Consider the following 9,895-nt stretch of genomic DNA (forward strand, 5'->3'; position numbering starts at 1 on the left):
CTGCGGGAGCTGCTGAAGAGCTGCGACGAACTGCTGCGAAGAGCTGCTGCGGAGCCGGAGTGCGCCGCGGACAGCCGTGGCGCACTGCGGAGAGCTGCTGAGCTGAGTGACGTGAGCGTAGGGACGCCCCGTCCATCACGTCAACAGTTTGTTGAAGTTCGGGGTGGGGCGGGGTTCCGGGCCGCGGCGGCACTTGGGCGCGACAGGACAGGTGTCAGCGCCGCCACGGCCCGGAAGTCTTGAGGGGCCGCGCGGGTTACGCGACCGGGCTGCCGGAGAGGCGCTCGACGGCGCGCAGCAGCGCGGAGTGGTCGAGTCCGCCGTCGCCCTGCGCGCGCAGGCCGGCGACGAGCTGGGCCACCAGGGCGCCGACCGGGAGCGCGGCACCGACGGTGCGGGCGGCGTCCGTGACGATGCCCATGTCCTTGTGGTGCAGGTCGATGCGGAAGCCCGGCTTGAAGTCGCGGTTCAGGAAGTTGTCCTTCTTGCGCGTCAGGACGGTGGACCCGGCGAGCCCGCCGTTCAGGACGTCGAGCGCGGCCTTCAGGTCCACGCCGGACTTCTCCAGGAAGACCACGGCCTCGGCGCAGGCCTGGATGTTCACCGCCACGATGAGCTGGTTGGCGGCCTTCACGGTCTGGCCCGAGCCGTGCGGGCCGCACAGCACGATGGTCTTGCCGAGGGCCTCGAACAGCGGCCTCGCCGCGTCGAAGTCGGCCTGCTCGCCGCCGACCATGATGGACAGGACCGCCTCGACGGCCCCCGCCTCGCCGCCGGAGACCGGGGCGTCGAGCACCCGGATCCCCTTCTCCTTCGCGGCCTTCGCCAGGTCGACGGAGGTCTGCGGCGTGATCGACGACATGTCGACGAGCAGCGCGCCGGACCGGGCGTTCTCCAGGATGCCGTCGGGGCCGTAGGCGATGGCCTCGACCTGCGGGGACGCGGGCACCATCGTGACGATCACGTCGGCGTCGCGGACCGCCTCCGCGAGGGACCCGGCCGCCGTGCCGCCCGCGGCGGCCAGCCGGTCCAGCTTGTCCTGCTCCAGGGTGTAGCCGGTGACGGAGTACCCGGCCTTGATCAGGTTCTCGGACATGGGCGAGCCCATGATGCCGAGACCGATCCACGCGACCTTGGGGAGGTTGGTGCTCATGAGGGTTGCCTCTCTGACTGCGTGCGTACGTCGTTGAGTTGGCGCCCGGCGCCCAGAGCCAGGCCCCCGGCGCCCGGTGCTCAGCGGGCGGCGCGGGCCCCGGCCGGGAGCCAGTCGAAGGACTCGTGGCTCGGGCGGTCGCCGGGCTTGTACTCCAGGCCGACCCAGCCCTCGTAACCGGCCTTGCGCACCTGGTCGAGCAGGTGCTCCAGGGGGAGGGAGCCGGTGCCGGGGGCGCCGCGCCCCGGGTTGTCCGCGATCTGCACGTGCCCCGTCTTGCCGGCGTACGCGGCGATCACCCGCGGCAGGTCCTCCCCGTTCATGGAGAGGTGGTACAGGTCCATCAGGAACCGCGCGTTGCCGAGGCCGGTGGCGGCGTTGACCTTGTCCACGACCTCGACGGCCCTCTCCGCGCTTACCAGGGGGCACTTCGGCGACTCGGGGGCGTTGAGCGCCTCGACGAGGACGACCGCCCCCACGCGGTCGGCCGCGCGCGCCGCGAGTACCAGGTTCTCCAGGGCGAGTTCGTCCTGCACGGCCGGGTCCACGCCGTCGACCCGGTTGCCGTACAGCGCGTTGAGCGCCGTGCAGCCGAGCGACCGGGCGAAGTCCGCGGCGACGTCGACGTTCGCGCGGAACTTCTCGCTCTCCTCGCCGGGGACGGACAGGGCGCCGCGGTCGGGGCCCGGGAGCTGCCCGGCGTAGAAGTTCAGCCCCGTGAGCCGCACGCCCGCGTCCTCGATCGCCTGCTTGAGGGCGTCGAGCTCGGACCGCTCGGGGACGGGGGCGTCGACCCAGGGCCACCACAGCTCGACCGCCCGGAAGCCGGCCGCCGCGGCGGCCGCGGGGCGCTCCAGGAGCGGGAGCTCGGTGAAGAGGATCGACAGGTTCACAGTGAAGCGCTGGTCGGAGTATCCCATGGGGCTTCCGCGCTCCTTCCGGGTGAGTGACTGCGTGCGTTCCTGGGGAGCGTCCCCATAGAATTTCGCCAATTTCGCATTGCGGAAATTCGTTTCTGCTTGATGGAAGACTGCCTCCGTCCTGCGGAAGCTGTCAAGGGGGTCGTCCCAAAAACCCGGCGCCGCAGTAGGTTGAGCCCGTGCGATTGAGAGTGGAGTTCACGACCGAGCCCTTCGACCTGGACGAGGCGCCGCCGCACGCCCTGGCCGCGCGGGACGTCCTCCAGGCCGCCGACCTGGACGCGGTGGACGTCGGACCGTTCGGCAACACCGCCGAGGGCGACGTCGAGACGGTGCTCGCCGCCGTCGACCGGATGCTGCGCACCTCGCTGCGGGCGGGCGCGACCCGGGTGTCGCTCCAGCTCAACGTGGTGGGCGGCGCGGGGGAGGCGGATAAGTGACCGGCCTCGGGGACGACCCCTTCGTCACGGCGGTCAAGCCGCTGGTCGACGCCATGGGCGGGGAGATGCTGCCGCCCGGCGACGCCGGTCCCGACGACGTCGTGCTCGCCTGGGAGGGCGAGGACGTGCTCGCCGTGCGCCTGCCGCAGCTCGCCGACTCCCTGGACCGCATCCTGCTCGCGCTGGAGCGCAAGGAGGGCAAGCCGCTGGCCGAGCTGGACCGCAAGGCGAAGCAGGAGGTCGTGCGGGCGCTGGAGGCGCGTGGCGCGTTCGCCGTGCGGCACGGTGTGGAGACGGTGGCGGCCGCGCTCGGCGTCAGCCGCTTCACGGTGTACAACTACCTGAACCGCACGACGTAGGGCCCCGAGCGGACCGCTCGGGCTGGTCCCTCGCGGGGGCGCCCCGGTCCCGCCCCTTTCCCGTAACCAGGGGGCTCCGCCCCCTGGACCCCCGTTCATCGCGCTGCGCGCTCGTCCTCAAACGCCGGACGGGCTGTCCATGGCCCGCAGCCCCCATCCCCAGGCCGCCGTCCGTTCACCGGGCGGCGGCCTTTGTTACCTGAACTTTTCAACAAAGTGTTGACGGCCGGTTTCGGACGGCGTTAGCTATGCGCCAGCCCGTCCAGCACAAAGGCCCCGGAGGCCCCCGTGACTTCGAGCACCAAGACGCCGGGCCTCGCCCGGTTCAACACCCTCGACGAGGCCGCGGCGCGCACCGCACTCCACGAGGCCTGCGCCTCGGCCGCCTGGGGCGGAAAGCTCCTCGCCCGGCGCCCCTTCGCCAGCACCGAGGCCCTGTACGCCGCCAGCGACGCCGCCATGGCCGAGCTGACCGCGGCCGACCTGGCCGAGGCGATGGCGGGGCACCCGCCGATCGGCCGTCCGAAGCCGGGCGACCCGGCCTCGGCCCGCGAGCAGCGCGGCATGGCCGGTGCCTCCGAGGAACTCAAGGCGCAGATGCTCGAACTCAACCTGGCCTACCAGGAGAAGTTCGGCCACGTCTTCCTGATCTGCGCCACCGGCAGGACCGGGGAGCAGATGCGGGACGCGGTCCAGGAGCGGCTCGGCAACTCCCCCGAGCGCGAACGGGAGATCGTCCGCGCCGAACTGGGGAAGATCAACCGCATCCGGCTCGCCCGTCTCGTCGAGGAAGAGGAAAAGGAAGAGGGACCCCGCACATGAGCACCGAGACCACCGCCTCCGTGTCCACGCACATCCTGGACACCAGCGCCGGCCGCCCTGCCGAGGCCGTCGCCGTCACGCTCGCGGCCCGCGCGGGCCAAGACGCGCCGTGGGCGGTCCTCGGCGGCTCCGCCACCGACGCGGACGGGCGCTGCAAGGACCTGCCGGCGCTGCCGGAGGGCACCACCCACGTACGGCTCGACTTCGCCGTCGAGCCGTACTTCCTGAGCAAGCAAGCCAAGCAAGCCGAGGCGCAGCAGGACGCCCCCGCGAATCGGGACAGCGGTGCGGCCGGAGTGTTCTTCCCCGAGGTGGCGATCACCTTCGCCGTCGTGCCGGGCGAGCACTACCACGTACCGCTGCTGCTCAACCCGTTCGGCTACTCCGTATATCGAGGGAGCTAGCGAAGATGCCCACCATTCTGGGACAGAACCAGTACGGCAAGGCGGAGAACCGGGTCGTCAAGATCACGCGGGACGGCGACACCCACCACATCAAGGACCTGAACGTCTCCGTCGCCCTCTCCGGCGACCTGGACGACGTCCACTACAACGGTTCGAACGCCAACTGCCTCCCCACGGACACCACCAAGAACACCTGCTTCGCCTTCGCCAAGGAACACGGCATCGAGTCCGCCGAGCAGTACGGCATCCACCTGGCCCGGCACTTCGTGGAGAGCCAGCCCTCGATCCACCGGGCGCGCATCCGCATCGAGGAGTACGCCTGGGAGCGGATCTCCGCCTCCGACGCCAACTCGCGGTTCATCGGCGCCGACGACGTCAAGCACTCCTTCGTGCGCAAGGGCCAGGAGACGCGCCTGGCCCAGATCACCTACTCCGCCGAAGGCGAAGGCGGGGCGAAGTTCGAGGTGCTCAGCGGTCTGAAGGACCTGACCGTCATGAACAGCACCAACTCCGAGTTCTGGGGCTACATCAAGGACAAGTACACGACGCTCCAGGAGGACTACGACCGCATCCTCGCCACGTCCCTGTCGACGTGGTGGCGGCACAACTGGACCGGCGACGAGCAGCGCATGCCGAACTGGGAGAAGTCCTACGAGCAGGCGAAGAAGCACATCCTGCACGCCTTCGTGGAGACGTACTCCCTCTCGCTCCAGCAGACGCTGTACCAGATGGGCTCGCGGGTCATCAACCACCGCAGCGAGATAGACGAGATCCGCTTCTCCGCGCCCAACAAGCACCACTTCCGCCTGGACCTCTCCTTCTGCGGCCTCGACAACGAGGCCAAGGACGGCGCGGTCTACTACGCCGCGGACCGCCCGTACGGCCTGATCGAGGCGACCATCCTGCGCGACGGGGTCGAGGCCAGGATCCCGGTCGACATGACCAACCTCTGACGCGGGACGCGCGCCCCGCCCGCCGCAGGGAGCGGGGCGCGCCACACCGGAGGGAACGACAGCAATGGCACAGCCTGCCGCAGGGCCGAGCGACGGCCCGTGTTCCACCCCGCCGGAACCAAGCCACCCGGTGGACGAAAAGCTCCACGTCTCGCGGCTCGTCCCCGCCGCGCTCCAGCACATCGCCGCCATGTACGCGGGTGTCGTCACCCCTCCGCTCATCATCGGCCAGGCCGTCGGCCTCGACACCGGCGCGCAGACGCGGCTCATCGCCGCGAGCCTGCTGATCGCCGGACTCGCCACCCTGCTCCAGACGCTCGGCGTCAAGGGCGTCGTCGGCAACCGCCTGCCCTTCGTCAACGCCGCCTCGTCCGCGGGCATCGCACCGATCCTCGCCATCGCCGAGAACAGCGCCCCGGGTCACCAACTCCCCGCCATTTACGGGGCGGTGATGGTCGCCGGGCTCTTCTGCCTCGCCGTCGGGCCGTTCTTCGGGCGGCTGCTTCGCTTCTTCCCGCCACTGGTCACCGGCGTCGTCATCACGCTCATCGGCGTGACGCTGATGCCCGTGCCGGTCGGCTGGGCCCAGGGCGGCGACAAGGAGGCCGCGGATTTCGGCGACATGCGCTACCTCGCGCTCGCCGCCTTCACCCTCGTCGTGATCCTCTGCTTCCAGCGGTTCGCGCGCGGCTTCTTCAGGCAAGTGGCCCTCCTCATGGGCCTGTTGGTCGGCACGCTCGCCGCCGTCCCCTTCGGCCTCGCCGACTTCTCCGCGCTGGAGTCCGCGCCGGTGGCCGCCCTGCCGACGCCCTTCGCGTCCGGGGCGCCCGAGTTCCAGCCCGCCGCGATCCTCTCGCTGTGCCTGGTGATGCTCGTCCTGATGACCGAGTCCAGCGCGGGCATGCTCGCGCTCGGCGAGATCTGCGAGCGCCGGACCGACGGCGCCACCATCACCCGCGGCCTGCGCACCGACGGCCTCGCCACCCTCGTCGGACCCGTCTTCGGCACCTTCCCCACCTCGGCCTTCGCCCAGAACGTCGGCGTGGTGTCGCTGACCCGGGTGCGCAGCCGGTACGTCGTCGCCGTCGCGGGCGGCGCGCTCCTCGTCCTCGGCGCCTTCCCGGTGCTCGGCGCGGTCGTCAGCCTCGTACCGATGCCGGTGCTCGGCGGCGCGGGCATCGTGCTCTTCGGCTCCATCGCGGTCAGCGGCATCCGCACCCTGTCCGAGGCGGGCCTCGACGACAGCTCCAACATCGTCCTGGTCGCCGTGTCCCTCGGCGCGGGCATCATCCCGCTCGCCGCGCCCACCTTCTACGCCGACTTCCCGGCCTGGGCGCAGACCGTGCTCGGCTCCGGCATCAGCGCCGGCGCGCTCGTCGCCGTCACGCTGAACCTGTTCTTCCACCATCTCGGCACCCGCGACGGCGCGCACAGTACGCCCGGCGACGTCGCGGCACTCAAATCCTCCTAGGGTCCTGCCGTGCCCGAACGACCGCCACCCACACCGGAAGGACGCACCATGGCACCTTCGGCAGCCCCCCAGCGGACCGTCATCGAGAACGTCGCGATCGCGACCGTCGACGCGCAGGACACCGAGTACGCCTCCGGCCACATCGTCGTCGCCGGCCACCGCATCGAGTCCCTCGGCGCCGGCCGGGCCCCCGAGGGCCTGGAGAACGTCGTACGCCGTGTGGACGGCACCGGCCACCTCGTGACCCCCGGCCTCGTCAACACCCACCACCACTTCTACCAGTGGATCACGCGGGGCCTGGCCACCGACCACAACCTCTTCGACTGGCTGGTGGCGCTCTACCCGACCTGGGCCCGCATCGACGAGGACATGGTGCGCGCCGCCGCGCGGGGCTCCCTCGCGATGATGGCCCGCGGCGGCGTCACCACCGCGATGGACCACCACTACGTCTACCCGCGGGGCTCCGGCGACCTGTCCGGCGCCATCATCGGCGCGGCCCGCGACATGGGCGTGCGCTTCACCCTCGCCCGCGGCTCCATGGACCGCGGCGAGAAGGACGGCGGCCTCCCGCCGGACTTCGCCGTGGAGTCCCTGGAGGGCGCGCTCGCGGCGACGGAGGAGACCGTCAAGGAGCACCACGACGCGTCCTTCGACGCCATGACGCAGGTCGCCGTCGCGCCCTGCTCACCCTTCTCCGTCTCCACCGAGCTCATGAAGCAGGGCGCCGCACTCGCCCGCCGCCTGGGTGTGCGACTGCACACGCACGGCAGCGAGACGGTCGAGGAGGAGAAGTTCTGCCACGAGCTGTTCGGCATGGGCCCGACCGACTACTTCGCCTCCACGGGCTGGCTCGGCGAGGACGTGTGGATGGCGCACTGCGTCCACATGAACGACGACGACATCGCCGCCTTCGCCCGTACCGGCACCGGCGTCGCCCACTGCCCGTCCTCCAACGCCCGGCTCGCGGCGGGCATCGCCCGCGTCCCCGACATGCTGCGCGCCGGCGTGCCCGTCGGCCTGGGCGTGGACGGCACCGCCTCCAACGAGTCCGGCGAACTCCACACCGAGTTGCGCAACGCCCTGCTCATCAACCGCCTGGGCGCCCACAAGGAAGCCGCCCTGACCGCCCGGCAGGCCCTGCGGCTCGGCACCTACGGAGGCGCGCAGGTCCTCGGCCGCGCGGGCCAGATCGGCTCGCTGGAGGCCGGCAAGCTCGCCGACCTGGTCCTGTGGAAGACCGACGGCATCGGACACTCCACCATCGCCGACCCGGTCACCGCCCTCGTCTTCGGCGCCGCCGCGCCGGTGACGCTCTCCCTCGTCAACGGCGAGCCGGTCGTCGAGCACGGCCGCCTGCTGCGCGTCGACGAGGACGAGATCGCCCGCACCGCGCGGGCCGAGGCACAGCGACTGGCGCGCGTCGCCGCCGGGAGCTGACCCACCCGAGAACTCCGGTCAGGGGGGACGGCCCCTGACCGGACCCGAGCAGTCGAGCGGGCTGCTCGGGTGCCGCCCCGGAGCGTGGCCCGACACTTCACGCTCCCGGGGCGGTCCGCACTGCCTGGGCGCACGACAACCGCATATCGAGCACGTCCCGCACCACCTCCCAGAAGCGAAAAGCGCCGGCTCAGGGCCGGGGCCGGAAAACAACCGGAGGAGCCGCCGTGGCGAACAAGCCCAGGTTCACCAAGCAAGGCACGACCCCCGACGGGACCGGGGCACCGCCCGGGACAGGCCTCGGCCACCCGGCCGACGGCACCGGGGCGCCGCCCGGGACGGAAGCCGGGCACCCACCCGCCACCCCGGCCGTCCACCCGGTCGACGAGAAGCTCCCCGCGCTGAAGATGGCCACCACCGGCCTCCAGCACGTCGCCGCCATGTACGCGGGCGTCGTCGCGCCGCCCCTGATCGTGGGCGCGGCGGTGGGCCTGTCCGCCACCGAACTGACCTTCCTCACCGGCGCCTGCCTGTTCACGGCGGGCCTCGCGACCTTCCTCCAGACCCTCGGCATCTGGAACATCGGCGCCCGCCTGCCCTTCGTCAACGGCGTCACCTTCGCCGGGGTCGCGCCCATGCTCGCGGTCGTCGACTCCACCGGCGACAAGGACGACGCGCTGCCGGTCATCTTCGGCGCGGTGATCGTCGCGGGGGTGCTCGGCTTCGTCGCGGCCCCGTTCTTCTCCAAGGCCGTCCGGTTCTTCCCGCCCGTGGTGACCGGCACGGTCATCACCCTCATCGGCATCTCGCTGATGCCGGTGGCCTTCGGCTGGGCGCAGGGCCCGAACCCCGCGGCGGACGACTACGGCGCGCGCAAGTACCTGGCCCTCGCCGGGATCACCCTGCTCATCGTGCTGCTCCTGCGCCGCTTCACGCGCGGCTTCGTCAAGCAGATCGCGGTCCTGCTCGGCCTGGTCGTCGGCACGCTGGTGGCGATCCCGTTCGGCGTCACGGACTTCGACCCGGTCACCCAGGCCGACGTGGTCGGCTTCCCCACGCCGTTCCACTTCGGCGCGCCGCAGTTCCAGGTCGCGGCCATCGTCTCGCTCTGCGTCGTCATGATCGTCTCCATGACGGAGTCCACGGCCGACATGCTGGCCCTCGGCGAGATCGTCGACCGCCCCGCCGACGAGAAGACCATCGCCGCGGGGCTGCGCGCCGACACGCTCGGCTCCGCCGTCAGCCCGCTGTTCAACGGCTTCATGTGCAGCGCCTTCGCGCAGAACATCGGCCTGGTCGCGATGACGAGGATCCGCAGCCGCTACGTCGTGGCCACCGGCGGCGGCTTCCTGGTCCTGATGGGCCTGTGCCCGATGGCCGCCTCGCTCATCGCGGTCGTCCCCCGGCCGGTCCTCGGCGGCGCGGGCGTCGTGCTCTTCGGCTCGGTGGCCGCCAGCGGCATCCAGACCCTCGTCAAGGCGGGCCTGGAGAAGGACAACAACGTCCTCATCGTCGCGGTGTCCCTCGCCGTCGGCCTGATACCCATATCGGCGCCGGAGTTCTACCACGCCTTCCCGGAGACCGCGAAGATCATCCTGGACTCCGGCATCTCCACCGGCTGCGTCGCCGCGGTCGTCCTGAACCTCCTGTTCAACCACGTCGGCAAGGGCAGCGAGGCCGACGAGGTGACGGCGCCGATGGAGCCGGGCGACGAGATCGCCGAGTCGCGGGTGCCGAAGCAGGCGACGGCCCACTGACACCACCGGGCCCCGGCCCGGCCGGCCCGCCGCCCCCTGACGGCCCGTCGAGCGGGGCCCTCCGACAGGGAGGGGTGGGGGGGGGGCCCCCCCCCCCCCCCCCCCGCCCCCCCCCCCCGGGGGGGGCGGGGGGGGGGGGGGGGGGGGGGCGGGGGCGCGCCGGGGGCCCGGGGGGGGCC

Annotated in this window: 10 protein-coding genes; 8 read left to right on the top strand and 2 right to left on the bottom strand. The window is 71.8% G+C overall.

The genetic code is table 11. The features are described from left to right. Nucleotides 1-256: 256 nt before the first annotated feature. Together QK440_RS25625 and QK440_RS25630 are read right to left on the bottom strand one after the other, a co-directional pair. A complete protein-coding gene (locus tag QK440_RS25625) occupies nt 257-1,153 on the bottom strand; it encodes a 2-hydroxy-3-oxopropionate reductase (RefSeq protein WP_282795559.1) in 897 nt (298 codons plus the stop codon). An 80-nt stretch (nt 1,154-1,233) separates the two neighbouring features. Next, nucleotides 1,234-2,073, bottom strand: a complete 840-nt coding sequence (locus tag QK440_RS25630) for a TIM barrel protein (protein WP_282795560.1) — start codon at nt 2,071-2,073, stop codon at nt 1,234-1,236. 179 nt (nt 2,074-2,252) lie between these two features. Between QK440_RS25630 and QK440_RS25635 the strand changes: the two genes are divergently transcribed. From QK440_RS25635 to QK440_RS25670, 8 genes are all read left to right on the top strand, one after another. Then, nucleotides 2,253-2,513, top strand: a complete 261-nt coding sequence (locus tag QK440_RS25635; RefSeq protein ID WP_282795561.1) for a thiamine-binding protein — start codon at nt 2,253-2,255, stop codon at nt 2,511-2,513. Continuing rightward, complete coding sequence (locus tag QK440_RS25640) at nt 2,510-2,872, top strand: helix-turn-helix domain-containing protein (RefSeq protein ID WP_282795562.1); 363 nt, start codon at nt 2,510-2,512, stop codon at nt 2,870-2,872. Before QK440_RS25635 ends, QK440_RS25640 begins: the two co-directional genes overlap by 4 nt. A gap of 288 nt (nt 2,873-3,160) precedes the next feature. Beyond that, nucleotides 3,161-3,694: a 2-oxo-4-hydroxy-4-carboxy-5-ureidoimidazoline decarboxylase gene (gene uraD / locus QK440_RS25645; protein ID WP_282795563.1), complete on the top strand. Its 534-nt coding sequence runs from the start codon at nt 3,161-3,163 to the stop codon at nt 3,692-3,694. Continuing rightward, nucleotides 3,691-4,098, top strand: coding sequence for a hydroxyisourate hydrolase (gene uraH / locus QK440_RS25650; RefSeq protein WP_282795564.1), 408 nt, complete (start codon nt 3,691-3,693; stop codon nt 4,096-4,098). Before uraD ends, uraH begins: the two co-directional genes overlap by 4 nt. A gap of 5 nt (nt 4,099-4,103) precedes the next feature. Next, nucleotides 4,104-5,051: a factor-independent urate hydroxylase gene (gene pucL, locus QK440_RS25655; RefSeq protein WP_282795565.1), complete on the top strand. Its 948-nt coding sequence runs from the start codon at nt 4,104-4,106 to the stop codon at nt 5,049-5,051. A gap of 64 nt (nt 5,052-5,115) precedes the next feature. Beyond that, nucleotides 5,116-6,522 carry a nucleobase:cation symporter-2 family protein gene (locus QK440_RS25660; protein WP_282795566.1) on the top strand — a complete coding sequence of 469 codons (1,407 nt, stop codon included), beginning with the start codon at nt 5,116-5,118 and terminating at the stop codon, nt 6,520-6,522. A 48-nt stretch (nt 6,523-6,570) separates the two neighbouring features. Next, on the top strand, nt 6,571-7,959 hold the full coding sequence (locus QK440_RS25665; protein ID WP_282795567.1) for an 8-oxoguanine deaminase: 1,389 nt from the start codon (nt 6,571-6,573) through the stop codon (nt 7,957-7,959). 401 nt (nt 7,960-8,360) lie between these two features. Continuing rightward, the gene (locus QK440_RS25670) at nt 8,361-9,716 is read left to right on the top strand and encodes a nucleobase:cation symporter-2 family protein (protein ID WP_282795571.1); all 1,356 of its coding nucleotides are present in this window, start codon (nt 8,361-8,363) and stop codon (nt 9,714-9,716) included. Nucleotides 9,717-9,895: the final 179 nt, after the last annotated feature.

This window comes from Streptomyces sp. CC224B (assembly GCF_030010595.1).
GTDB lineage: Bacteria > Actinomycetota > Actinomycetes > Streptomycetales > Streptomycetaceae > Streptomyces > Streptomyces longispororuber.

Coding starts and splice junctions, on each gene's coding strand:
- QK440_RS25625 (WP_282795559.1), bottom strand. CDS start 1,153: ATGAGCACCAACCTCCCCAAGGTCGCGTGGATCGGTCTCGGCATCATG.
- QK440_RS25630 (WP_282795560.1), bottom strand. CDS start 2,073: ATGGGATACTCCGACCAGCGCTTCACTGTGAACCTGTCGATCCTCTTC.
- uraH (WP_282795564.1), top strand. CDS start 3,691: ATGAGCACCGAGACCACCGCCTCCGTGTCCACGCACATCCTGGACACC.
- pucL (WP_282795565.1), top strand. CDS start 4,104: ATGCCCACCATTCTGGGACAGAACCAGTACGGCAAGGCGGAGAACCGG.
- QK440_RS25660 (WP_282795566.1), top strand. CDS start 5,116: ATGGCACAGCCTGCCGCAGGGCCGAGCGACGGCCCGTGTTCCACCCCG.
- QK440_RS25665 (WP_282795567.1), top strand. CDS start 6,571: ATGGCACCTTCGGCAGCCCCCCAGCGGACCGTCATCGAGAACGTCGCG.